Source organism: Streptomyces sp. NBC_00104, from assembly GCF_045160825.1.
Lineage (GTDB): Bacteria > Actinomycetota > Actinomycetes > Streptomycetales > Streptomycetaceae > Streptomyces.
In genome coordinates, this window is sequence record NZ_CP108215.1 from 9852036 (window position 1) to 9875322 (window position 23287).

Sequence of the window (23287 nt, forward strand, 5' to 3'; positions counted from 1 at the left end):
GACGGCTGTCAGGGCGTGTGTCGAAGTCGCCACCGAGCCGGCCGACCACAGCCTCGGACCCTCGCACGGAGGACTGACGACCAAGCTCCTGCTGAAGGTGCCAGGTCAGTCACTGAAGGTGCCCTGGACGTACCTCTCACGGCAGGGACTCCCTGATCCTGGGAGAAAATTGACCCTCCTTCGCAGGGCGTCTGTTGAGGTTCACTGACTGCGGCACACCCCAAGCCCTCCCAAAGGATCGACTCGGTATGCACTTCATCACCATCGCCGCACCCGTGGCTCGCACCGGCGCCCGTCGCGTCAGGCTGGCGACAGCGTCTCTGGTCTCCGCGACGATGCTCATCATGTTTTCGGCGGGTGCCGCACAGGCGCACCACGGGTTCGACGACTTCGATACCGATCGCCTCTACTACATCTCGGGTACCGTCTCGCAGGTCCGCTGGGGCGAGCCGCACTCCTACTTCAACGTGACCATCGACAGCGATCTCCCCGCTGACACCCCCGAGCGCGATCTGCCTGAGGGACTGCGGGACGCCGCCGACAGCGACCCGATCAACGCCGCACCGTCCTACAGCGGTTCTCACGAGGAGCTGGAGGTCACCATCGCGCCGCCGAGCTTCACGGGGATGTGGGGCCTGGACCGCGAGCTCGAAGACGGCGAACGGATCGAAGCCGTCGGTTACGTCGGCAGGAGTCACACCGACGAGTTCCGTCCGGTCGTGTTCTGGTACGAAGAGGGGAAACCTGTCAACCAGGTGCTCAACGAGGAACTCCCGGCGACGCCGCTGCCGGTGCCGTATCCGGAGGGCGACGCACCGTCCGCCGACGCCGACCAGGATTCCCCGTCTGCCTCAGCGGACTCCGAGGGCACGTCACCGGTCGCGGTGTGGGCCACGGTCGGTGGCGTACTGGTCGCCGTCATCGCAGGTGGAGCCTTCTACCTGCGACGACGCTCGCCCCGAGCGTGATGGCGCTCGTCATGGACAACGTCTTCTCCTGGCTGGAGGACGGCTGGTTCGCCGAGGCCGTCCGTGGCACGGCCTACCTGTACCCGATGCTCGAAAGCGTCCACATCATCGGCATCGCCCTCCTCATAGGGCCGGCCGCAGCATTCGATCTTCGGCTGCTGGGGCTCGGCCGACGGGCACTGCGGGTGACGACCGCGGCCAACTACCTGCTCCGCCTGTCGCACCTCGGCTTCCTGATCGCGGCAGCCACCGGCATGGCCATGTTCCTGCCCGGCGCGAGCCTCATCGCCGACCGTGGCAGTGCTCCGTGGAAGCTCGGCCTCATCCTGCTCGCAGGTCTGAACATCCTGATCTTCCATCGACGGACCTACCGCAGCGTGGCCGACTGGGATATGGACCAGCCGACGCCTGCCGCCGCCCGGCTCGCCGCGGTCGTCTCCCTCACGTCGTGGTCGGGTGTCACGATCGCGGGAAGGCTCCTGGCCTACACCTGACCGCCACAGCGGACGGAGCCGAGTCCAGCGGACGGAGCCGAGTCGCTGGTGACCCCGTGCCAACGCTGAGTGGACTCCAGGACACCGGAGGCCGCGACCTCCGAGACCAGCAAACGAGCACGATGCGCAGGAACACGCGCGACGAAGCGCGAACTTCTCCTCGATCGCGCCTCGGCTGCCAGTCCGGGCCTGTTCAGGGTGTGACCTGGGAGCTGGTGTACATCAGAGGCGGAAGACGAGTTCGGCCTGGTCGCGCTTGGTGGTGTGCAGGTACCAGTAGACGGGGGAGATCTATCTCCTCGGGCTGGGCCGTCGGGAATCCGGGGACGGCCGACGTGCCGATCGACACGTCGATACCGACGTGGGCCGCCTGGATACCGATGCCCGCCAACTCCTTCTGCAAGTTGATCACCCAGTTGCGCAGCGCCGCCGCAGCCGCGTTGACATTGCCGACCTGCGGCACGGGGTCGATCGAGCCGGCGCCGGTGGTGTACAGCGGAGTTCCAGCTCCGGCCTCCCGCCTCGCGGCCAGCACCGCCTTGGTGGTGGTGATGGCCCCGTAGAGCTGGAACTCGATCTCGTGCTGCACATGAGACGGTTCGGTGTCGGCCGGAGTGGTCAGTACGGTGGAGTCGGATCTGCCGACCGGGGAGTATTCCAGGACGTCGATCCCGCCGACGCGAGGACGGGTTCGCCCCCGGCTGAAAGCGGCCCCGGGCCGCGGAGTACCGCGCGCGTGCTCGCCGGGTCCAGAGGAATACCCCGTCGTGCAGCACATGGCGCTGGGCGGCATCGGATCATTCCGCACCTTTGGACACATCAGCGGCGCTGGTTCTCCATCAGGCGTTCCGAAATAGTCGTTGCTGCCTGCTTGACGGCGAGCACTGCGTGCTCGACCTCGACATCGCGCCGTTCGCTCTCGTTCCAGGCGACACCCACGCTGCCCAAAGCGGTCTTCTGATCGGTGAGAATGGGTGCGGCGACGCCGTAGACGCCTGGGTTGAACTCTCCCATGGTCAAGGCGTAGCCGTCTTTCTTCATCTTCCCCAGGGTAGTGCGGAAGTCACTCCACGTGCCGCCCAGCCCTGAATTCTCAATTTCGCTCTGCTGGCGAGCGTAAATTGCTTTCAGGCGGTGATGAGGGAGATGGGCCAGGATTATCTTGGAAATTGCCCCTTGGAACAACGGGCGCCGCTGCCCACGGCTGAACCGGTTTTCAGGGCTCAGTGGAGCGCGGTATTCGTCGACACACAGGACCGAATCACGAAACGCGGTGCACAGCAGGGCCGAGTGCCCGATACGGTCCACCAAATCCTTGAGTACGCCTTGGCCCGCCAGGAGCAGGGGGTCCGTCAGACGCATCTGCAGGTCCATCTCTATGATCCGCGGGCCGAGGGTGTAGTGGCCATTGCGCACCGCCTCGAGCAGGCCCGCCTCATGTAGGGCCTTGATATAGCGATAGCCTGTCGACCTGGAGGTCTCCAGAGCCTCGATGATGGCCGTTGTGGACCAAACGGGTTCAGCTTCGCTGAACAGCTCCATGATGTGGAGCATTTTGGCCAGGCTCGCGCTGCCTTGAGTCACTGTCACCATGACATGGTATCTCACCATATGGGATATTGTGTAGAGATTCCCGGCTTGCTTGGAGCAACGGTCTCTGGGGGTGGGCGCCCCCTTCGGCAGGCGCGGTAGGCGCCCGCGCGGACCTTGTCGCCCGCGAGAGCTGCCACGCGCCCCTGAAAGGCGAGACCCTCCAGGGCGCCCGCGACCAACCGCGATCCCACCACCCGCTACACCACGGCCTCCGCCTGGCGGGAAAGACCGCTTCTGTGGCATGGACAGGTTAGAGCCTGATTCAAGCCGTCTGCTCGTGCAGCACACGTACCGCGTTCTCCGCTCCGCTGCGCGGGCTGGAGAGAACCGGCTTGCCGACGGCTTCGGCGATCGTGGGGGCCAGCCGTGCCATGGACGCCTGGGCCAGCACGATCGTGTCGACCTCTGCGGCCAGCGCCCGCGCGCCGTCCAGCACCATCGTGTCGTGGCGGTCGCGGTCACCGGACATCAGCACCGAGAAGGCGCCCTCGCAGAGCCGCTCCCGAACGGTGACGTCGCGACCGGCCGCCCGTGCCTTCTCCTCGACGAGGGAACGGGTCGGCGGCAGTGTCGTGGGGACCGTCGCCAGGAGGCCGATGGTGTCCGCGGTCTTGACCGCTGACGCGGTCATCGCGTCGTCGATCTTGACGATCGGGACGGAGACCAGGCGTCGGGCCACGTCGATGGCCGGACCGAGCGAGGAGCAGGCGGAGAAGATGACATCGGCCCGCGCGGCCTCCGCGGCCTGGGCCAGGTGCACCATGCGCTGCGTGCTGGCAGGTGAGATCTCACCGTCGCGCATCACGGTTGCGAGGACGTCGCTGTCGACGAAGTGCAGGACCTTGGCGTCCGGCGCGAGCTCCGCGAGGTAGTTGTTGATGACCGGCTCGACGCTGACGAACACCAGGCTGGTGTGCAGCACGGCGATCGAGGGAGTGGTGGACATGGTGGCTCCTTCAGGATGCGGCATCGGCCCGCGTGCCGAGGAGGGCACGAGAGCGTGGGACAGACGGCGCGAACCGCCCCGGGTTCGACAGAGACGTCAGAGCGTGGTGGTGCCCTGGGGTTTCGTCGATCGCATGGGGTGGCCGGTCTCGTACGCGGCGGGCGGGACGTGGCCCGCCTCGCCCTGGAGGGAGAGCGTTTCCCCCTCGGCGCGGGGGCTCAGGCGGCCGATGACCTCCAGGGCGGCGTCCCGGACCGCGTCGCGGCCCGCCGCCCACAGGGAGACGACGTCGGAGCCGGGCAACGTGGACGGGAGGGCCGCGCGGACGGCCTCCAGATAGGCGCGGCGCAGTTCGGCGTTGACGTTGACCTTGGCGACGCCCCGCGCGAGGGCGCCCTGCAGCTCCTCGACGGGCAGACCGCTGGCGCCGTGCAGGACGAGCGGGACCGGTACCACCTTGTGGAGGGCGGCCAGCCGCTCCAGGTCGAGGCGGACCGGCTCCTTGGTGAAGCCGTGGACGTTGCCGACGGCCACGGCGAGGGCGTCCACTCCCGTGGCGGCCACGAACTCGCCCGCCTGCCGAGGGTCGGTCATTGCCGCGGTCTGGGCGACGGCGTCGGTGGAGACGTCCTCGTCACCGGGCAGGGCACCGAGTTCGGCCTCCACCCAGGCCCCGTGGTCCCGGGCCCGCCGAACCGCCTCCTTCGTCAGAGCGATGTTCTCGGCGAACGACAGGTCTGAGCCGTCGACCATGACGGAGGTGTAACCCGCCTCCAGGCAGGCCGTGATCTCTTCCAGGTCCCGGCAGTGGTCGAGGTGGACACCGAGTCGGGCGGCGGAGTGAGTGGCGGCGTCCAGCGCAAGCCACATCAGGGCCTGGCGCCCGGCGTGCTTGAAGGGGCTGGACCCTGCCTGGATCAGGACCGGCCGCCCGGCGGCCTCGGCGGCGGCCACGATCCCCTGGAGTGTCTCCAGGTTGTAGGTGACGAACCCGGGCAGCGCGTGACCGGAGGCCGCGGCCTCTTTCAGGGCATCGGTTCCGTGCAGCAGCATCAGGCGCTCCGGAGCAGGTCGAGGGCGTCGGCGAGGGCGTCGGTGCCCCCGACGTTTCCGGCGAAGACGATGTAGGGGATGCCGACGGAGGGGCCGTCCGCGGGCTCCCAGAGCGAGACGATGCCGGGCAGCAGCGTGCCCCGGGCCCAGGCACGACGGATCTCCAGGCCGTGGGTGGCGGTGTCGCTGGAGGTGATACCGCCCTTCGCGACGACGAAGGCGGGCCGCCGGGTGGCCCTCACCTGGCGCACGGCCTCCACGAGCGCGGCGGAGACCCGGCGGGAGATCGCCAGACTGTCGTCCGCGTCGACACCCGGCACCAGCACACGAGAGGTGCGGATCACGGCGTCGGCTGAGTCCAGCGCGCCGGCGGCCGCGGTCGCGACCTCGGCGATGTGGGCGTCACGCCGCTGCTCGTCGAGCAGGAGGGCCACGTCCAGCTCGTACTCGGCGATCCCGCCCCGCTCCCGCAGCCGGTCCAACTGCCGTGTCGTCAGCGCGACATGAGACCCCACGACGATGAGACCGTGCGGTGCGTCCCCGCGCAGCGGGCGCAGTTCCGCCGGGCTGAGCGGGGCCCGCCCCTCTTGTCCGGCGCGGGCCCTGACGAAAGACGGCCCGACCCGGTACAGCAGCCGCGTGCCGTTCTCCTCCGCCTGGGCGAGGGCTAGGGCGAGGACCCGCAGATCGTCGTCGCACACCGCGTCGACCACGGCCGTGCGTCCGCCGCGCAGCGAGGACAGCAGTCGCGCCGTGTGCGCCGGGCCCCCACCTCGCAGGTCGTCCAGCGTGATGCGCAGGACCTCGTCCGCGGGCACGTGCCCGCCCGTCTTCTCCTCGACCCACTCGGGCAGCGACGAACTGCGGTAGCCGAAGGTGGCGTCGCGGGCGAACTCGCTCTCGCCGACCGGCAGCAGCCCGTCGGCCGTCCGCATCCAGTGCTGTGAGCCGACCGTCAGTCGGCCCGCCTCGATGTAGGCGGGGACCAGTACCACTCCGTCCGGCGCGCCGACGCCCAGCTCGGTCAGCTCCTCGGCGAGGACATCGGTCTCCAGCGGGAAGTGGCCGCGCAGGGTCGAGTCGCCGCGGCTGGCCAGGACGTAGCCGGTGCCCTCGGCCGCCGCGGCCTCGTGCAGTGCGCGGACCACCTCGCGGTTGCGGGCGGCGGCGTCCTGCGGGGACAGGCTGCGGGTGTTGGTGAGGACGAAGAAGGCGGTGCTGTCCTGGCGCAGCGCCCAGCGCAGGTCGTCCACCGTCCAGGAAGTCAGGACGGGCACGTCGGCGACCGTCTGGGTGCCGGTCGGATCGTCGTCGAGGACGACAAGACGGGGGCCGCCGGACAGGCGGGCGGCCACTTCCGCGGCGCTCACTTCGCGGACTGGAGGCAGACCTTCCAGCACTGCGGCCTCGGGGACGGTCCGCGTCTGGGTGTGGAGGGGGAGAGACATGGCGAATTCCTGGCCTGTTCCGAGTAGTTGAGGGGGGGGAACGTCAGTCGAGATCGCGCTTGATCACGTGGGTGCGATGCGCAGGTCGTCCGCGGCCTGCATTCGTACGGCCGTCCAGGGCGGTCCCGCGGACGCGGGACCGCCGGACTCTCGGGCGGCCGATGCCGCCTCGTGGCACGCGACGGTGTTCCTGCGGGTCCCGAGAACGGCAGAGGTCTGCCCACGCGAGCGTCGGCTTGCCCGGCTTTCGGCACATGTCCAGTACAGCGGTATGCGCATCGCGGGGGGCCTGGCCGTGAGGACGGTGCCCACGGGGCAACGCGGGCCGTGGACCGCGTTGCCCCGTGGCGAGTCAGAACGTGTGCAGGACCATGCGCAGGAACTCGGTCGGCTCGATGGCCTCGACGGGCACCGGACCTTCGTTGGCGAGGAATTCGTATCCGGTCTCGGGGCCGTACTCCTCACCGCCCGCCGTGACCTTGCCCTTGGTCTGGAACAGGATCTCGATGGAGGGGAACTGGCCCGCCTGGTACACCGCGCCGGGTTCCAGGCGCACGAACCCGATCCGCAGGTCGCGCTCCGTGAAGTTCCCCAGCCACTTCTCCGAGACGCCCGCCTCGCCCTGCGGCAGCCAGTCATAGGCATCCGGGTCCATCGCGATGACATCGGTGTACCGCGGGGTCGCGAACTCGAGCTTGCCTCCCATGGCATGCTCGAAGATCGCCAGCGAGCCGTCCACGGTCTGGGGCACACCGTTGCCGTCCGTGTAGTGGTACATGCCCTTCTTGAACTCGCCGGTCTTGGCCAGCTCGGCGTTCGTCGCCTCACGCTGCGCGACGCTCAGGTAGCCGGCACCGCTCGCGCCGCCGCACTGCAGGACCATGGTCCGAAGACCCTCGGCACGCTCCTGGGGGCCGTAGTGGATGCTCTCGGGGAAGTACCCCACCCACCCTTCCTTCAGCACGTCGTTCTCGGTGTAAGGCAGCGTGCCCTGGATGACGTAGCGGATCTGGTCGAAGTTGTGCCGGTGGCGAGGGGTCCGCCAGCCGCCACCGCCCGTGAGACCCATGTTCAGGTCGTAGTTGTTGGGTGAGCCGTCTTCGCCGAACAGCAGGTGCTTCTGGTCGAGCTTTCCCTCACGCATGCTTCCGACCTGCTCGACGCCGGTGTCCGATGCCTTGCCTACGCGCATCTCTGCTCCCTCACGCAATTGATCTCACCCCGCGGCGAGAGTCGACGGGCTGTGACGTCCCGTCCGCCCGCAGGTGTCCTGCATCAGCTCAGGGCCAGTCGCCTGTCGTTGACGATATCCCATAATACGGGATACTGTTCAAGAGCTGCTAGGGGTGCCTCTCCACTGGATTGAAAAGATCCCACGATGCAAGACAGATTGAACTTGCGGCTGTCTGGAGGCGGGCCAGGTGAGGCGGGAGCGTGGCGGCCAGAACAACGCCCTCTGTCCACCCCCTGCCGCACGTCCACCACGAAGCGCGAGCCACGAGGATCGACCATGACGGCACCCCTGACTCACACCCCCTATGACTCCGGCGTGCCGGCGTTGGCGCGGGACTTCAGCGTCGAAGGGCGGGTGGTCCTTGTCACCGGTGCCGCCCAGGGCATCGGCCGCGAGTTGGCGCGGCAGTTCGCGGCGGCCGGAGCCCTTGCCGTGGTGGCCGACCTCGACATCGACAAGGCGGAGGCCGTCGTCAAGGAGATCCATGACGCCGGTGGGGCTGGTCTGGCCGTCAGGGTCGACGTGGCCGACGAGGCGTCCGTCCAGGCGATGGTCGACACCGCCATCGAAAGGTGGGGCCGGGTCGATGTGCTGATCAACAACGCCTCGATCTTCGCGACCCTCGAGAAGGGGCCGTTCGACCAGATCCCCGTGGCGCAGTGGGAACTGGTGCTGAAGGTCAATGTCACCGGCAGCTATCTGTGCGTTCGGGCGGTGGCCCCTCATATGCGCGCGGCGGGCTTCGGCCGCGTCATCAACATCTCATCCGATTCGGTGACCCGTGGCGTCGTCAACTACCTGCACTACGTCACCTCCAAGTCGGCGTTGATCGGCATGACCAACTCCCTGGCGCGTGAGCTGGGCGGTCACGGGATCACCGTCAACTGCGTGCGGCCGGGCATGGTCGCCACGGAGGTCGAGCGCACCGCCAACCCCACGGTCGAGGCCCGTGAGCGCGCGGCGTCACAGCAGTGCATCCCACGGGGGATGGTCCCCACCGACCTGGTCGGCGTCATGTTCTTCCTGGCCGCACCGGCGTCCGCGTTCGTCACCGGCCAGACGATCGCATGCGACGGCGGTTACACCCACAGCAGTTGACCCGTCCGACAAGCCACCACGCAGCCCGAGGAGACGTCGCCGACCATGAAGCAGTACCCGCACCTATACATCGACGGTCGCTGGACCGAACCGATCGAACCCCACGAGCGGGAGCTCGACGACCCCACCCGTCAGGAGGTTTTCGCCCGGGTGGCTCTGGGGAGCGCCGCGGACGTGGACCGTGCGGTCGCCGCGGCCCAGCGCGCGTTCGAGAGCTTCTCCACCACCTCGGCGGACGAACGGATCGCTCTGATCGACCGTGTCATCGCCGTGTACGAGTCGTACATCGACGACTTCTCCGAACTGATCGCGCGCGAGGTCGGCATCCCCGTCAGCAGCCGCGCTCAGGTCACGGGCCCGGCTGAGCACATGAGGGTGGCCCGCGACCTCCTGCGCGACTACCCCTTCGAATCGCGGGTGGGCAGCGCCATCGTCCGTCGCGAGCCGATCGGTGTCAGCGCGCTGATCTCACCGTGGAACTGGCCGGTCCAGACCGGCATCATCAAGACCATCTACGCTCTGGCCGCCGGGTGTACGGTGGTTGCCAAGCCCAGTCTCAACTCCGCCGCGAGCGGCGTGCTCATGGCCCAGGTGCTGCACGAGGCCGATGTGCCGCCCGGCGTGTTCAACCTGGTGAACGGCACTGGCCGTGAGGTGGGCGACGCGCTGTCCCACCACCCGGGCGTCGACATGATCTCCTTCACCGGGTCCACCGGCGCCGGCAAGCAGGTGGGCGCCGCCGCCGCGGGCACCGTGAAACGGGTCTGCCTCGAACTGGGCGGAAAGTCGGCCAACATCGTGCTGCCCGACGCCGACCTCGAACGGGCCGCGCGCTGGACCATCCAACGCTGCTTCTTCAACGCCGGTCAGTCCTGCCACGCCCCCAGCCGGCTGCTGGTGCACGAAAGCCAGATGGAGCAGGTGCTGCCCTTCCTGGCCGACGAGGCACGCAGCTACCGTCTGGGTGACCCGCTGGAGATCTCGACGACCATGGGTCCGCTCGTCAGCGCCGCCCAGTACATGTCGGTCCGAGGTCACATCCAGAGCGCTCTCGATGAGGGCGCCCGCCTCGTCACCGGTGGCGTCGAGCGCCCCGACGGTCTCGACCGGGGCTATTTCGTGCAGCCCACGGTGTTCGCCGGAGTCACCCCGGACATGAAGATCGCCCAGGAGGAGGTCTTCGGCCCCGTCATGGCGGTTCTGTCCTACCGCGACGAGGACGACGCCCTGCGCATCGCCAACGATTCGCCCTACGGGCTCGGAGGCTATGTCTTCGGCGGCGACCGGGCGAACGCCCGCCGCGTGGTGAACGGACTGCGCGCCGGACGCGTCAGCTACAACGGCGCGCCCACGGATTCCTGCACGCCCATGGGCGGATACAAGCAGTCCGGCACCGGCCGCTCGATGGGCAGGTTCGGGCTCGAAGAATATCTCGAAGTCAAATCCGTGTACGGGTTCGAGGACGAGGCGCAAGCGCTGCCGACTCTGTTCGGCTGAGACACCCCGAGTCGGTCAGGAGCCGTCAAACATGAGCAACGAAGCCACCCGCCTGCTGCGCAATCCTGTCAAGGAGAAGCTGTCCAGGGGCGAGACGGTGTACTCGATGACCGTCCGGCTGGTGCGGACCGTCGACATCGCCGCCATCGCCCACACGGCCGGGTTCGACTCCGTCTACATCGACATGGAGCACAGCCCGTTCTCCCTGGAAGCCGCGAGCCAGATCTGCATGGCCTGCAATCATCTGGGCGTCACTCCACTCGTCCGTGTCCCCGGCCTGGACCCGTCCTTCATCGCCAGAGTCATGGATGCCGGCGCCATGGGGATCATCGTGCCCGGCGTGCAGTCGGCTGACGAGGCACGCACCGCGGTCCGTGCCGTGAAGCACGTGCCCTTGGGAGAGCGCTCCCTGGCGGGTGCACCGCCCCAACTGCACTACCGGTCCTTCCCCGCCGATCAGACCATCCGCGAACTCGACGAGTCATCCATGGTGGTGGCGATGATCGAATCCCAGGCCGGTCTGGATGCCACGGACGCCATCGCCGCGGTAGAGGGCGTGGACATGCTCCTCGTGGGTGCGAATGACCTCAGCGTCGAGCTGGGTGTCGCGGGGCAGATGGACCACCACCAGGTGCACAAGGCGTTCCTCCACGTCATCGAAGCCTGCCGAGCACACGGGAAGACCGCGGGTATCGGTGGCCTGGGAGGGCGGCCCGATCTCATCCGTCAATACCTGGAACTCGGCGCCGGCTATGTCTCGACCGGCAACGACATCTCGTTCCTGAGCGCCGCCGCGGCGCAGAAGCGTCGGCAGTTCGACTGATCAAAGCGTCACGAAACAGTACGTCACGGAACAGGAAGCGCACATGAAAATCTGCGTGTACGGAGCGGGGGCCGTGGGCGGGCACATCGCCGGACGCCTCGCCGCTGCCCAGGCCGAGTTGTCGCTGATCGCCCGTGGTGAGCAGCTGACCGCGATCCGGCAGCACGGACTGCGGGTGAAGACCCGTGACGGAGAGCTGGTCTCCCACCCGGTCGCCACCGACCGGCCCGGCGAGCTGGAGCCGCAGGACCTCGTCATTGTCGCGGTCAAGGCCCCCACCCTGCCGGCCATCGCCGTGCACATCGGTGCCCTGCTCCACCAGGACAGCCTGGTGCTGTTCGTCAACAACGGCATTCCCTGGTGGTACTTCCACTCGCACGGCGGGGCCTTGGACGGCACCCATCTTCGACGGCTGGATCCCGAGCGGGCGCTGTGGGACCGCATCGGTCCGCAGCGCGCCGTGGGCGGCGTGGCCTACACCGCCTGCAGCGTGATCGCACCGGGAGTGATCCACGCCGAGAATCCACGTAACCGCCTGATCGTCGGACGCCCTGACGGCCGGCCCGACGCGAGGCTCGACGCACTGGCGTCGCTTCTGAACCCGAGTGGTCTGGAGGTCACCGTCACATCGGAGATCCGTGACGCGGTCTGGGCCAAACTGCTGATGAACCTGATCGGGGGGTCGCTGGGCATCCTCACCGCCTCAGCCATGAAGGACGTCCTCGACAAGCCCTCCATCGCCGGCACCGCCAAGGCGATGGCAGCCGAGGGCGCCGCCATCGCTCGTGCCCTGGGCTGCGATCCGGGTGATCCCGACGAGGTTCTGAGCAAGCAGGCCAAGTCCGGCCATCTCCAGAGCATCGCGCAGGACATGCTGGCCGGCCGGCCCATGGAGATCGACGCCATGTTCCGGGTCCCCCTCGACCTGGCCGAAATGGCGCAGGTCCCAGTACCCAACCTTGACCTAGTGATCGAACTGGCCACGCAGCGGGCCCGCGCCGCGGGTCAGTACCACGACACCAGTAGCTGACCTCGCGCGTCCGTCGACCCGGGCGCCCGCATGTTCTTGGACTCGTTCGACAACACGGGATTGTGATCATGAAAGCAGTTCTCTTCCTGGGCGAAGGCAAGCTCGATCTCCGTGAGGTCCCCGATCCGGTGCCCGGGCCTGATGAAGTGGTGATCCGTATGAAGGCCTCCGGCATGTGCGGGAGCGACCTCCATCACCTCCACGGCCCGCTGCGCACCGGATCCGAGCTGGTGATCGAAGGACATGAGCCGTGTGGGACCGTCGAGCTTGTCGGTGACGCCGTGCGCCCCAGCGAGGCCAAGGACGGGGACCGGGTCATGGTCCACCACTACGACGGGTGCCGTACCTGCCGATACTGCCGTTCCGGCTGGACGCAGCACTGTCCGAATGCGCGCACGGTGTACGGCGGGCTGGACGGCGACGGTGGACACGCCGACTTCATGAAGGTTCCCGCGCACACGCTCATCCGTCTGCCCGGCGCACTGTCGTTCAAGACCGGTGCGGCCATCTCATGTGGCACCGGAACGGCCTTCGCGGCCCTCAAGAGGGTCGGCCTGTCCGCCGACGAGACGGTGGCGATCTTCGGTCAGGGGCCCGTGGGTCTGAGTTGCACCATGCTGGCCAAGGCCTTCGGTGCTCGGGTCGTCGCCGTCGACGTCGAGCCCTCCCGGCTGCATATGGCCAAACAGTTCGGTGCCGACCACGTCGTCAACGCGCAGGAGCATGACCCTGTGGCCGCTGTTCGGGAACTGACCCGCGACGGCGAAGGGGCGGACAAGTCCCTCGAATGCAGCGCCAACCCCACTGTGCGTCGTCAAGCCGTCCAGGCACTCCGACGCTGGGGAACCGCGTGCATGGTCGGAGTCTTCGGCCCGATCGAGCTGGACAGCGAGGAACTCATCCAGCTGCAGAAGACCGTCGTAGGCTCACTCACCTTCAGCAAGAACCTGCAGGAGGAGTGTGCCCTGTTCGTGGCCGAGCGCGGCCTGGACGTGGAATCGCTGTTCACGCATGAGTTCCAGCTGGACGAGGCGGAGCGGGCCTACGAGCTGTTCGATCGACGAAAGATCGGCAAGGGCGTCTTCATCTTTGACTGACGCAGCATCACAGGTTAGGTGAGAGGACACCCATGACCACATCCCAGCAAAGCTCCCCTCTGTGCGAGCAGGCCCGGAGCTTTTTCTCCCGCGACGTGCACCAACTCTTCATCGACGGCCAGAGCGTCCCGGCCGCGTCTGGACAGACACTGACCACCGTCAATCCGTCGACCGGTGAGGTCCTGACGCTGCTTGCCGCCGGCGATCAGTCCGACGTCGACCGCGCGGTCCTCGCCGCACGCAAGGCATTCAACGGCCGGTGGAGCACCTGGACTCCCTACGAACGCCAGGCGTTGCTGACGCGCATCGCCCAGATCCTCGACGAGAGATTCGAGGAACTGATTCAGATCGAGGCCATGGACATGGGCGCCCCTGTCTCCAGGCTGCGCAACAGCAAGCCGGCCCTGATGAAGATGTTGTCGTTCTTCGTCTCTCAGGCGGCGAACATCACAGGGGAGACCCTGATGAACGGTATCCCCGGCAATGTCGCCACGATGACGTTGAAGGCCCCGGTCGGGGTCGTCGGCGGAATCATTCCCTGGAATGGCCCCCTCAACGGGCAGTTCTGGATCATCGGTGCTGTTCTGGCCAGCGGGTGCACGGCTGTGCTCAAGCCGTCCGAGGAGGCATCTCTGTCGGTGCTGCGGGTGGCCGAGATCCTGCACGAAGCCGGAGTGCCGGCGGGGGTCATCAATGTCGTCACCGGTCTGGGCAAGGAAGCCGGCCATGCGCTGGCGGCCCATCCCGATGTAGACCGCATCGCTTTCACCGGTTCGACCGAGACCGGCCGCAGCATCATCCGGGCATCCGCCGTGAACATCAAGAAGCTGCAGCTGGAACTGGGCGGCAAGTCGGCGGACATCGTGTGCGCGGACGCGGACCTGGACAAGGCGGTGCCGGGAGCGGCGATGGGAGTCTTCGCCAACTCCGGTCAGATCTGTTTCGCCGGGACTCGGGTGCTCGTCCAGCGGTCCGTCGTCGACGAGTTCACCGAGCGGCTGCTGACGTTCATGGATACCTTGCGGGTCGGAAACAGCCTGGACTCCGCCGTCACGTTGGGCCCGGTCGTCTCCCAGCCCCAGTTGGACAAGGTGCTGTCCTACATCGATGTCGGGCGGGACGAAGGGGCTGAACTGCTCCGCGGCGGCGGGCGGCTCGGGGGTGAGTTCGAGAACGGATACTTCGTGCAGCCGAGCGTCTTCGGCGGTGTGACCAATGAGATGCGGATCGCTCGCGAAGAGATCTTCGGCCCCGTTCTGTCGATCCTGCCGTTCGATGACGTGGACGAGGCCATCGCCGTCGCCAACGACAGCGACTACGGTCTCGGCGGAGCGGTGTGGTCACAGAATCTGTCCACCGCACTTCGCGTGGTCCACGGCGTGCACACCGGCACGATGTGGGTGAACTGTTACGGCCACATCGATCCACTGGTCGGATTCGGCGGAACGAAGCTGAGCGGGTACGGCTCCAAGGGCAGTGCCGCGCACATGGACACCTATCTGTACACCAAGAGTGTCTACATGGAACTGTGACCGTGCGGCCCCGTGTGCTGTCGGCGTCATAAGTGAGGTTCCCCCGCTGCGCGGGAGTGGCTGACTAGCGGGTCAGGGCGGGTTGACGTGGTTTCAGATTCACTGGTTCGGCCGTTGTCTGGTCGGCGTAGTGCTTCTCTTCGAACTCGATGGGGCTGAGGTAGCCGAGGCGCTTTTGGGATGCGGCGGGGGTTGTAGAAGCCGTCGATGTACTCGAAGAGCGCGAGATTCGCTTCGGCTCTGGTGCCGAAAGTCCGTCCGCGGATGCACTCGGTCTTGACCAGCATCCACAGGTTCTCCGCCAGGGCATTGTCGAAAGAGTCGCCGACCGAGCCCATGGACGCTTGAACACCTGCTCCGACCAAGCGTGTTGTGAGCTTGATGGACGTGTATTGACCGGGTTCAACCATTTGTAGCAACACTCCTGTTCAGAGAGGTGTGTTGTGGGACGACCAGCGGGTTGGATGACGGAGTTGACGGGTCGGTCGCCGATGAAGTCGCCGGGGCGGCCCACGACTCTGCGGGAGAAGGCGTCGCGGATCGCCGACAGCCACAGTGGCCCCTCCAGGGTGGGGATCATGGTCAGGTCGGTGACCCACAGCCGGTTCGGCGCGTGTGCCGTGAAGTCGCGTTGCACCAGGTCAGGGGCGAGGTCGGCGTCTGGGTCGCGGCGGGTGAAGCTCTTGCTCCTGCGGGGGCTGATCCCGGCCAGGCCGGCCTGGCGCATGAGCCAGGCCGGCCCGCTTGCGGCCGACATGGACGCCCTCGCGCTTCAGGACGGCATGGATCCTGGGCGATCCGTAGATCCCGCCGGAATCCTGGTGGATCCGCTCGCAGGGGTCCTTCTCGGCCTGGCACCAGCGGTAGTAGGTGGAAGAGGGGATGTGCAGTTCCCGCAGCACGGGCTCGACCCCCAGGTGCGGGTGCTCGTCAGCCACACCATGCGTCAGCTTTTGAAGCCCTTGCGCCGGTCTTTGGCGGGGCCGCGGTCGAGGTGGATGCGGTAGATCAGCCGGGACCGGTGGCCGGACTTGATGCAGATCAGCGCCGCCATGGAGACGCGCTTGCTGCCCACGGCGGTAACCCGCACGACGGGTGTGTGCCCGCGTCGGCCCCAGGTACGGCCCTTGGGCGGCCTCAGCCCCTGGCCGGCTTCGTCTTCGAAACAGAGCCAGGCGCCCAGGTCCGCCGCCGTCCTTATATGACGGGCCACTGCTCGTCCTTCCAGGCGGCGATCTTCTCCTCATCCCGCTCGGTGGCCTTGCGTGAGGGGACCTGCACACTCCAGCCGATGCGGTGCAGCAGCAGGTCCAGCCCGGCCAGGGTGTACTCCACGCCGAACCGGCGTCGCACGACCTCCGCGATCCTCGCAAGAGTCCAGCACTGGTCGCTCTAGCCGGCAGCGACCGGCCCGGCATCCAACACCATTTCCAGAACACGCAGTTGACTCGCATCGAGCTTACAGCGGGCACTGCCGGGCCCTTGGAGGACCAGGGCCTGCTGGCCGCCCGAAGCCAACGCCCGCCGCCAGCGGTTCGCCGACATCCGGGTCACTCGGAACCGCCGGGCCACCTCCCGGTCACTGGCACCTGCCTCGATCAGATCGGCGGCCGCCAACCGGACCCGCTCACGCCGAACCCGCTCGTCAGCTGTCAGCCCTCCGCCATCGGGATACCTCATCCCTCTGGCATAGCGCGGCCCACGACAGCCGTCACGACCCCGCGTAACCCACACCCTTAAAGATCTCTAGCCGTTCTGTCGCTCCAAGGCTTCGAATACGGGGGCGTTGTCCACGTAGATCCGCTGATCGACGAACTTGCCGTCGGCAATGGTGATCTTGGAAGCCGCCTTGATCTCGATCACCGTCCCATCGTGAAGCGTCCAACGGCCGATGGACTCGAAGAAGACGACCCCGCCCTCCTCCTCCCACACGTTCACGAGGTCGTGTCCGAGCGAGAGGACCTCGTCGAGCTTGCCGCGCAAGGCGGAGATGATGTTCTCTCGCCCCTTGATCTCTGGGCTGTTTCCGAACGTCAGCGTCATTTCCTCCGCGTAGTAGGAGCCGAACTCCTGGGGGCTGTTCGCCTCCATGGCCGCGTAGTACTCGGTCAGCAGCCTCACTGTTTCGGTGCTTGCGCGCAACGCGATCAGACCTTTCCGTGTAGATCTTTGCCGGGCTGCCCGCATTGTCCGTAACCCCTGTCACTCCGCCGCAGGCGGGCCGATCAGTCGAACCATTGACTGAATCCCACAATGCAGGATAACGTCCGGCTTGCAACGAGGGAATGTGTGCACCGTCACAGCTGAGCCGGGGGCGCTTCGCCCCAACTGTCAAGGCAGAGCAAGCAGCTTGCCTTGATCAAGACGGTCCACCTCGGCGCGAACGAGCCGTGCACCCACAGGGCGTCACGTCCGTGCCACTGGGCACCGAAACACCAGGCCAAAGGCAGTAAGACGCATGACCGAACAATGTCGATCGACCCGTGCGGAACTCATACCCTCAGCCCGGCCCACAAGGTTGTCCCGTGCGGGGCATGAGTTATCGGGTCAGGGCCAGGTTGTGGAGCCGAGCGATGCCGAGCAGGCCCCCCGCCCTGGTAGCCGACGTCAGCGATCGTCGGTGCACCGCGGCAGGCCCGGCCGATCCCGGATTTCCGTGCAGGCCCGACAGTCGCTCGACCGCCGGGAAGCGGGCCGACCGCCATGGCCGAGCGGCTGTCGACGGCGACGACGACCTGGGAGCTGGTAGAAAAGCGATGGTTCGTGCCGTTTTTGTGGGAGACGGCGTCCTTGCGGAGCCGACGGCCCGCGAGATCGCCGGCAAGGGATCGAGGATCCGGCCCGCCGCCGGCCTCGACACCTCGGACTACGGCGCCACCTGCCGCAGCGCGCGGTTGCAACGCCGATAGGTCGCCACCACGAGCACCACACGGTCGGCCAACGGCAGCCACCGCACCCCGCCCGGCTGAACATCATCACCACCACGCCGCCGCACCAGCGCGACGAGTTCGGCGATCGCACCTTGATCAGTCCGAAGAACGGCCCGATCCACTTCGGATCTTCAGCCGAGAACACCCCCGCCCATACCCGACCAACGCACCAACCATCACCTCGTGGTTACGGGACGACCTCTAGGGAGACCTTGTGTCCGACACCTCAACCCCCACACAAATCCTGACCCCCACGGGTGGTCGCGAGGACCCGAGAACATTCATGCTCCGGCTGACCGTGATCGCCAGCCTGGGTGGTCTGCTCTTCGGTTTCGACACGGGCGTGATCGCGGGCGCGCTGGTGTACCTCAACGAGGACTTCCAGTTGACCGCCGTCACCGAGGGGCTTGTCGTCACCTCGCTGCTCTTCCCCGGTGCGACGGCGGGTGCGCTTCTGGGCGGCCCCATCGCTGACCGTGTGGGGCGGAAGAAGTCGCTGGTCATCGCCGGCGTGATCTTCGTGATCAGTACGGTCGCCTGTGCTCTGGCTCCCAGCGTCGCCTTCCTGATCGTGGCGCGCATCGCGCTCGGCTACGCCGTCGGCGTCGCATCCGTCGTCGTTCCGCTGTACCTCGCCGAGATGGCGCCGGCCTCGCAGCGGGGCCGCATCGTCACGGTGAACCAACTCATGCTGGTCATAGGCCTGTTCCTGGCATTCGTCATGAACGCGGTGCTCGCCAACCTGATCAACGACCATGTCGTGTGGCGCTACATGCTCGGCGTCGCTGTCATTCCGGCCGTCGGGCTTCTTGTCGGCATGCTCAGCCTGCCCGACACCCCTCGTTGGTACGCGAGCAAGAAGATGTGGTCGGAGGCAAGACTCACTCTGCAGCGGGCGCACGTCGCCAGCCGGGTGGAGGCCGAGTACAAGCAGATCACTGCCATCGTCGAAGCGGACGAGATCCAGGGCAAGATCTCCGTCTTCGCCACTCTGCGCAGTGAGCCGTGGATGAAGCGTCTGATCCTGATCGGCATCATCCTGGCGATGGCCCAGCAGACCACAGGCATCAACGTGGTCATGTACTACGCGCCGACCGTGCTGGAGGACTCCGGCCTCACCCGATCCGCGTCACTGCTCGCCTCCGTCACCGTCGGCATCACGATGATCGTCTGCACGGTGGTGGGTATGTGGATTCTCGGTGTGATGGGGCGTCGCAAGATGATGCTGCTCGGTTTCGGTGGTGTCGCCGCCTCACACCTGGGGCTCCTCGTCACGTATCTGCTGCCCGACTCGGACCTGCGCTCGTACCTGATCCTGTTCTTCATGCTGCTCGTGACGGCGTTCATGGTGACCTTCCTGGGCACCACAGGCTTCCTCGTGCTCTCGGAGCTGTTCCCGTTGCCGATCCGCGGCTTCGCCATGGGCGCTTCCCTCGGCGGGCTGTGGCTCGCCAATTCCCTCATCTCGTTCCTCTTCCCGATCCTCGCCGAGCGGATCGGATCGATGGCAGTATTCTCCGGATTCATGGTGCTCAACGTTCTGGCGGCGCTGTTCGCAGTTCGTTGGATTCCGGAAACCAAGGGACGCACCTTGGAAGAGCTCGAGGTTGAACTGCGTGACCGTTACACCGGCACGGTTACCGAGCGCCCCTGACCTGACGCCACCCCGCCCTCCTCGGTATCTGCCGGTCCGACCCGCCGGATCGGCAGATACCGGGTTCCCTCATGACAGAAAGTGAGACCCAAGATGACTGCACGCAGGTTCGCCGGAAAGGTCGTCTTCGTGACCGGGGCCGGTAGCGGCATCGGCCGCGCCACGGCGACAGCGTTCGCGGCCGAAGGCGCCGACGTGGTGGTGGCCGATATCGACACGGTCGGCAACGAAGAGACGGCTCGGATCGCCGCCGAGCACGGTGGCCGGGTGCTCGCCGTCAAGTGCGACGTGACCTCCTCCAGCGACATCCAGGCCGCTGTCAATCGGACGGTCCAGGAATTCGGTCGCCTCGATGTCGCGTTCAACAACGCCGGCATCGAACAGCCGCCGGCCCCCCTCGTCGACATCTCCGAGGATGAGTGGTCACGGCTGCTCGACGTCAACCTGCGTAGCGCTTTCTTGTGCATGAAGTATGAGATCCCCGCAATGCTCGAGAACGGCGGCGGCTCTATCGTCAACACCTCGTCCGGCGCGGGCGTCGTCGGTATCGGAGGTCAGGCCGCGTACGTCGCCGCCAAGCACGGACTGATCGGCCTGACGAAATCGGTGGCCCTGGACTATGCCGCGCAGGGCGTCAGGGTCAACGCGGTCTGCCCGGGCATCATCGAGACCCCGATGATGGACAGGTTTTCCGGCGGCACCCCCGAAGGCCGGGCCCGAGTGATCGGTCAGGAACCCGTCGGCAGGATGGGCAGGCCCGAGGAGATCGCTTCCGCGGTGCTCTGGCTTTCTTCTGATCTCGGCGCATTCGCGACCGGCCATGCAATGGTCATCGACGGCGGCCAGACGGTCGGCATCTGACTCGCGCCTGTCCGTCGGTCCGGACCCATCACGAGGGTTCAGGCCGACGGAATCGCGAGATGCGACTTCGTACGAGGCGCGGTCGTCCGCCGGAGCAGACCCGCACCAGGGAGCCGCGACCTCCGGACGTCGGGGCGGAGTGCGCCCCTTGTCCTTGATGTCGGTGAGGGCTCCTTCCCGATCGTGGCCGTCACCGAGTCGTCGCCATTCCTGAGGAGCGCGATGTGCTCCTGAAACGGCGGAGGCTGCGGTATGCCCGCGCTCTCCGCCGGGCGGTGCGTTCACAGTGTGCTCCGCCCCCGCCTCGTTCGGTGGAATACAGATCACAACATGGAAGGGTCCACAATCATGGCTGGAGAGCATCGCGAATTTCAGTCGCGCTTGATCGTCACCGCACTTGATGCCGACGGCAGGTCGACGTTCGTGAGTGACGGTCCGACGACTGACCGACTCGTCGCCGACGGCTACACCCGCAATCACCTGTGGCAGGCGACGCAAGTGCCGACGCCGGTGATGGCGCCGAACGGTCCCGGCGGCGCCTCGATCATCCCGCCGCCGCCGGCCGGGTACAACTACGTCATCACGGCCTTTGCTCCCGACAGTGAATGGGACTACGAGGGAGGCTATGCGCGGATCCTGGCGGAGTCGGGTGCCGGGGACGCGGTCGATCCCACGGATGCCCCCGGTATGCACACGACGGACACGATCGATATCGTCACCGTGATTTCCGGGGAGGCGTGCGTTCTGCTCGACGCGGGCGAGACGACCATGAGACAGGGCGACACCATCATTCAGCGCGGCACCAAGCACGCCTGGCGAAATCGGACCGACAGGCCCTGCGTGGTCTCAGCGGTTCACATCAGCGTGATCCGCTGACCCTCCATTGACCTCTTGCAGCGTTGCCACTACAGGGTGCGGACGGCTGCGGCGGTGAACGACAACAGGGTGACGATGACACCGTGACCCACTGGGCCACGGCGTGAGGCAGGTCGAGCGCGGCAGAACAGGGAACAACGCGGCTACTCCACCTGTGGGTTGACGCTCCCAACCCGTCGCCCGTCGGATGAGCACCTGTGCACCCGTGGATGCCCGCGCCACCAGAAGGGACAACCCCATGCACCGCGAGAACCCTGACCTGTCCCCCTTTGCTCGTCGCGTGATCGTGGGCATCAACGACACCGGGGCGTCCACGGTCGTCGCCGACGAGCGGGACATGCCCTGCACTCGGCTCCCCAATGGAATCCTGCTGCGGGAGGTGTGGCAACAGCGAGGTATCCCCGCCGCAGCGGACGATCGGCCGAAGCCCGACTGGACGCTGGGGCCTGCCGCACCGACCGAAGGAGCATCGTGCGGATCCTTACGGTGCCGACCGCGAACGGCGACGAGCTCGCAGAACCGGATCTCCACACAGGCCCTTCTTTGCATGTGATCACGATGCTCAGCGATGAACTGATCGTCATCCTGGAAGACGGCGAGGTGACGCTCGGCGTCGGAGACTCGGTCGTATTGCGGGATAGCATGCATGATCTCCGAAATGTGCAAACCCGACCGGCAACGTTCGTGTATACCTCCGTTCCTCTTACCAGGAGTGGGTCAGAGTGCTGAGGGGACTGAGGGGACGCAGGAAGATTCCGCGCCGGACGAGCCTCCGAGGAGCATCGCGTAGATGAACCGGTAGATCGCCTCGGGTGCGCCCCCCGGCCCGGACACCGCCGTGTCCCCGTTCCCGAGCCTCAGCAGCCGCTGCCGCCCTCTTGTCTCCACATGCGGAAGCAACAGCGGGAACTTCACAGAGAGTTGATCACGAGCTCATCACGAGTCTCATCCGGATGCGTCTACCGCACACTCAGGAATCGGGGGTGGTTCGGGAGGACCAGCCATGGCTGATGCCCAGACGCCGGTGTGGTGACGTTCGTCGCATGGCCACCTGCTCCTCCGGGACGCTGTGACGTGCTGGTTGAGACTGCGGTCATCGCTCCTTGGTTGATCGCCGCGGTCCGCGACGCGGCCGAGCGCCTGCGATGGCGGTGGACCTGCAGGGCAGGATCGCCGCCCTGCCACCGGTCATGTTCGCCGCACCCGGCCGGCACGTCACCTATGTGCCGCGCCGAAGCGTGAAGCGGGCCTCCGAGGGCTATTGCGGCGAGGGAAAACGGCCGCCAAAGACTCTCTGATCATCGCGGACACAGCCTGCGTGCGCCGCCTCCGGACAGGGCTTTGGTCGGCTCGATGGCCGCCTCGATGCCTTTGAGGGCCGGGGACCGGTGCAGGCCGCGACACGCCCTGGGGCCCCGGTCAGCCGGTCTCGCCGACCGGCAAGGGTGCCGCTTCAGGGGGCACCGAGTTCGGCGCTGATCTTCGCCGCACACCCTCGGACCTTCTCGACGGAGCTGTCCAGTTGCGGCTTCGCCGGCCGAGAAGCGGCGCCCGAGATGGCCACTGCCGCGATCACTTCACCGGTGCGGTCGTGGATGGGTGCCGCCACCGCGCGCAAGCTGTGTTCGTACTCTTCGTCGTCGAGCGCGAACCCGCTATCGCGAACCACTGTCAGATGCTTCCGGAGCTCCGCGGCGGTGGAGATCATGGTGTCCGTGCGCCGGATCAGCGGGCCGTCCGGGTAGAGCGCGTGCAGCTCGGACTCCGGCAGGGCTGCCAGCAACACCTCGCCCATCGCCGTGGTGTGGGCCTCGTCGCGTTTGCCGACCCAGGAGTGCATGCGCACGGCGTACGAGCCGTCCACTAGGGCGACTGTCACGGCGGCGTGCCCTTCCAGCACACCCACGTGGCACGTCTCGCTCAACTCCTCGACCAGCGCCTGCATGTGGCGTTCCGATACGGTCGCCAGATCAGTGCTTGCGGATGCGAGGGCCCCGAGCTGGATCAGCTTGCCGCTGAGCCGGAAACCGGGCCCACTGGCGACTGAGCTGCTCCGGCTTTTGTAGCGTCCGGTGATCTTGTTCGTCCATCCCCTCCCTTGCTTCCCGGGCTTGGGGGGCCGTGGACGCGACCATCACCTGCATTCGCACGCG

23 protein-coding genes and 2 pseudogenes are annotated in these 23287 nt (G+C 66.9%); 11 read left to right on the forward strand and 14 right to left on the reverse strand.

What is annotated here, in order from left to right:
- Window positions 1–248: 248 nt before the first annotated feature.
- Window positions 249–968 (forward strand): DUF6152 family protein, encoded by a 720-nt coding sequence (locus tag OG272_RS43080; protein ID WP_326574312.1) that lies wholly within the window; start codon window positions 249–251, stop codon window positions 966–968.
- The gene (locus OG272_RS43085) at window positions 965–1462 is read left to right on the forward strand and encodes a hypothetical protein (protein WP_328224505.1); all 498 of its coding nucleotides are present in this window, start codon (window positions 965–967) and stop codon (window positions 1460–1462) included. Before OG272_RS43080 ends, OG272_RS43085 begins: the two co-directional genes overlap by 4 nt.
- Window positions 1463–1655: 193 nt before the next feature.
- On the opposite strand, the gene OG272_RS43090 is transcribed toward OG272_RS43085, so the two are convergent.
- The 6 genes from OG272_RS43090 to OG272_RS43115 all read right to left on the reverse strand — a co-directional run bounded on the left by OG272_RS43090 (window position 1656) and on the right by OG272_RS43115 (window position 7694).
- Window positions 1656–2051 carry a hypothetical protein gene (locus OG272_RS43090; RefSeq protein ID WP_328224506.1) on the reverse strand — a complete coding sequence of 132 codons (396 nt, stop codon included), beginning with the start codon at window positions 2049–2051 and terminating at the stop codon, window positions 1656–1658.
- Window positions 2052–2281: 230 nt separating this feature from the next.
- Window positions 2282–3055, reverse strand: a complete 774-nt coding sequence (locus OG272_RS43095; RefSeq protein WP_405895823.1) for an IclR family transcriptional regulator — start codon at window positions 3053–3055, stop codon at window positions 2282–2284.
- Window positions 3056–3317: 262 nt separating this feature from the next.
- Window positions 3318–4001, reverse strand: a complete 684-nt coding sequence (locus tag OG272_RS43100; RefSeq protein ID WP_327726609.1) for an aspartate/glutamate racemase family protein — start codon at window positions 3999–4001, stop codon at window positions 3318–3320.
- A gap of 96 nt (window positions 4002–4097) precedes the next feature.
- Entirely contained in the window at window positions 4098–5054 is a 957-nt protein-coding gene (locus OG272_RS43105) for a class II fructose-bisphosphate aldolase (protein WP_328224508.1), read from the reverse strand.
- Window positions 5054–6502, reverse strand: coding sequence for a four-carbon acid sugar kinase family protein (locus OG272_RS43110; protein ID WP_327726607.1), 1449 nt, complete (start codon window positions 6500–6502; stop codon window positions 5054–5056). Before OG272_RS43110 ends, OG272_RS43105 begins: the two co-directional genes overlap by 1 nt.
- Window positions 6503–6854: 352 nt before the next feature.
- The gene (locus tag OG272_RS43115) at window positions 6855–7694 is read right to left on the reverse strand and encodes a hypothetical protein (RefSeq protein ID WP_405895824.1); all 840 of its coding nucleotides are present in this window, start codon (window positions 7692–7694) and stop codon (window positions 6855–6857) included.
- A 318-nt stretch (window positions 7695–8012) separates the two neighbouring features.
- Between OG272_RS43115 and OG272_RS43120 the strand changes: the two genes are divergently transcribed.
- The 6 genes from OG272_RS43120 (at window position 8013) to OG272_RS43145 (ending at window position 14813) form a co-directional block, all read left to right on the forward strand.
- Window positions 8013–8834 (forward strand): SDR family oxidoreductase, encoded by an 822-nt coding sequence (locus tag OG272_RS43120; protein WP_327726605.1) that lies wholly within the window; start codon window positions 8013–8015, stop codon window positions 8832–8834.
- Between the two features lie 45 nt (window positions 8835–8879).
- Window positions 8880–10331 (forward strand): aldehyde dehydrogenase family protein, encoded by a 1452-nt coding sequence (locus OG272_RS43125; protein ID WP_328224509.1) that lies wholly within the window; start codon window positions 8880–8882, stop codon window positions 10329–10331.
- A 31-nt stretch (window positions 10332–10362) separates the two neighbouring features.
- The gene (locus tag OG272_RS43130) at window positions 10363–11154 is read left to right on the forward strand and encodes an aldolase/citrate lyase family protein (protein WP_328224511.1); all 792 of its coding nucleotides are present in this window, start codon (window positions 10363–10365) and stop codon (window positions 11152–11154) included.
- A 43-nt stretch (window positions 11155–11197) separates the two neighbouring features.
- Complete coding sequence (locus OG272_RS43135; protein ID WP_328224512.1) at window positions 11198–12184, forward strand: 2-dehydropantoate 2-reductase; 987 nt, start codon at window positions 11198–11200, stop codon at window positions 12182–12184.
- Between the two features lie 68 nt (window positions 12185–12252).
- Complete coding sequence (locus OG272_RS43140) at window positions 12253–13281, forward strand: zinc-binding dehydrogenase (RefSeq protein ID WP_328224513.1); 1029 nt, start codon at window positions 12253–12255, stop codon at window positions 13279–13281.
- A 32-nt stretch (window positions 13282–13313) separates the two neighbouring features.
- Entirely contained in the window at window positions 13314–14813 is a 1500-nt protein-coding gene (locus tag OG272_RS43145) for an aldehyde dehydrogenase family protein (protein WP_405895825.1), read from the forward strand.
- Window positions 14814–14839: 26 nt separating this feature from the next.
- Here OG272_RS43145 and OG272_RS43150 read toward each other — a convergent pair whose 3' ends face one another.
- The 7 genes and pseudogenes from OG272_RS43150 to OG272_RS43180 form a co-directional block, all read right to left on the reverse strand.
- The gene (locus tag OG272_RS43150) at window positions 14840–15223 is read right to left on the reverse strand and encodes an IS3 family transposase (RefSeq protein ID WP_405895826.1); all 384 of its coding nucleotides are present in this window, start codon (window positions 15221–15223) and stop codon (window positions 14840–14842) included.
- Window positions 15224–15454: 231 nt separating this feature from the next.
- Window positions 15455–15751: an IS3 family transposase gene (locus tag OG272_RS43155; RefSeq protein WP_405895827.1), complete on the reverse strand. Its 297-nt coding sequence runs from the start codon at window positions 15749–15751 to the stop codon at window positions 15455–15457.
- An 8-nt stretch (window positions 15752–15759) separates the two neighbouring features.
- On the reverse strand, window positions 15760–15903 hold the full coding sequence (locus OG272_RS43160) for a hypothetical protein (RefSeq protein WP_405895828.1): 144 nt from the start codon (window positions 15901–15903) through the stop codon (window positions 15760–15762).
- Window positions 15904–16010: 107 nt separating this feature from the next.
- A pseudogene (locus tag OG272_RS43165) lies at window positions 16011–16190 on the reverse strand (winged helix-turn-helix domain-containing protein); the annotation flags it as partial.
- A 15-nt stretch (window positions 16191–16205) separates the two neighbouring features.
- Complete coding sequence (locus OG272_RS43170) at window positions 16206–16493, reverse strand: helix-turn-helix domain-containing protein (protein WP_327726598.1); 288 nt, start codon at window positions 16491–16493, stop codon at window positions 16206–16208.
- 66 nt (window positions 16494–16559) lie between these two features.
- Window positions 16560–16955 carry a nuclear transport factor 2 family protein gene (locus OG272_RS43175; protein WP_327726597.1) on the reverse strand — a complete coding sequence of 132 codons (396 nt, stop codon included), beginning with the start codon at window positions 16953–16955 and terminating at the stop codon, window positions 16560–16562.
- Window positions 16956–17383: 428 nt separating this feature from the next.
- Window positions 17384–17888, reverse strand: a pseudogene (locus OG272_RS43180) (IS5/IS1182 family transposase); the annotation flags it as partial.
- Between the two features lie 69 nt (window positions 17889–17957).
- Between OG272_RS43180 and OG272_RS43185 the strand changes: the two are divergent.
- The 3 genes from OG272_RS43185 (at window position 17958) to OG272_RS43195 (ending at window position 21134) form a co-directional block, all read left to right on the forward strand.
- Window positions 17958–19397 (forward strand): sugar porter family MFS transporter, encoded by a 1440-nt coding sequence (locus OG272_RS43185; protein ID WP_327726596.1) that lies wholly within the window; start codon window positions 17958–17960, stop codon window positions 19395–19397.
- A gap of 93 nt (window positions 19398–19490) precedes the next feature.
- Complete coding sequence (locus tag OG272_RS43190) at window positions 19491–20258, forward strand: glucose 1-dehydrogenase (RefSeq protein ID WP_327726595.1); 768 nt, start codon at window positions 19491–19493, stop codon at window positions 20256–20258.
- 348 nt (window positions 20259–20606) lie between these two features.
- Window positions 20607–21134 (forward strand): cupin domain-containing protein, encoded by a 528-nt coding sequence (locus OG272_RS43195; protein WP_327726594.1) that lies wholly within the window; start codon window positions 20607–20609, stop codon window positions 21132–21134.
- A 1453-nt stretch (window positions 21135–22587) separates the two neighbouring features.
- On the opposite strand, the gene OG272_RS43200 is transcribed toward OG272_RS43195, so the two are convergent.
- A complete protein-coding gene (locus OG272_RS43200) occupies window positions 22588–23079 on the reverse strand; it encodes an IclR family transcriptional regulator (RefSeq protein WP_327726593.1) in 492 nt (163 codons plus the stop codon).
- Window positions 23080–23287 lie beyond the last annotated feature (208 nt).

Coding starts and splice junctions, on each gene's coding strand:
- OG272_RS43170 (WP_327726598.1), bottom strand. CDS start 16,493: ATGAGGTATCCCGATGGCGGAGGGCTGACAGCTGACGAGCGGGTTCGG.
- OG272_RS43095 (WP_405895823.1), bottom strand. CDS start 3,055: ATGGTGACAGTGACTCAAGGCAGCGCGAGCCTGGCCAAAATGCTCCAC.
- OG272_RS43135 (WP_328224512.1), top strand. CDS start 11,198: ATGAAAATCTGCGTGTACGGAGCGGGGGCCGTGGGCGGGCACATCGCC.
- OG272_RS43120 (WP_327726605.1), top strand. CDS start 8,013: ATGACGGCACCCCTGACTCACACCCCCTATGACTCCGGCGTGCCGGCG.
- OG272_RS43190 (WP_327726595.1), top strand. CDS start 19,491: ATGACTGCACGCAGGTTCGCCGGAAAGGTCGTCTTCGTGACCGGGGCC.
- OG272_RS43080 (WP_326574312.1), top strand. CDS start 249: ATGCACTTCATCACCATCGCCGCACCCGTGGCTCGCACCGGCGCCCGT.
- OG272_RS43130 (WP_328224511.1), top strand. CDS start 10,363: ATGAGCAACGAAGCCACCCGCCTGCTGCGCAATCCTGTCAAGGAGAAG.
- OG272_RS43115 (WP_405895824.1), bottom strand. CDS start 7,694: ATGCGCGTAGGCAAGGCATCGGACACCGGCGTCGAGCAGGTCGGAAGC.
- OG272_RS43100 (WP_327726609.1), bottom strand. CDS start 4,001: ATGTCCACCACTCCCTCGATCGCCGTGCTGCACACCAGCCTGGTGTTC.
- OG272_RS43195 (WP_327726594.1), top strand. CDS start 20,607: ATGGCTGGAGAGCATCGCGAATTTCAGTCGCGCTTGATCGTCACCGCA.
- OG272_RS43145 (WP_405895825.1), top strand. CDS start 13,314: ATGACCACATCCCAGCAAAGCTCCCCTCTGTGCGAGCAGGCCCGGAGC.
- OG272_RS43200 (WP_327726593.1), bottom strand. CDS start 23,079: ATGCAGGCGCTGGTCGAGGAGTTGAGCGAGACGTGCCACGTGGGTGTG.
- OG272_RS43125 (WP_328224509.1), top strand. CDS start 8,880: ATGAAGCAGTACCCGCACCTATACATCGACGGTCGCTGGACCGAACCG.
- OG272_RS43150 (WP_405895826.1), bottom strand. CDS start 15,223: ATGGTTGAACCCGGTCAATACACGTCCATCAAGCTCACAACACGCTTG.
- OG272_RS43105 (WP_328224508.1), bottom strand. CDS start 5,054: ATGCTGCTGCACGGAACCGATGCCCTGAAAGAGGCCGCGGCCTCCGGT.
- OG272_RS43140 (WP_328224513.1), top strand. CDS start 12,253: ATGAAAGCAGTTCTCTTCCTGGGCGAAGGCAAGCTCGATCTCCGTGAG.
- OG272_RS43110 (WP_327726607.1), bottom strand. CDS start 6,502: ATGTCTCTCCCCCTCCACACCCAGACGCGGACCGTCCCCGAGGCCGCA.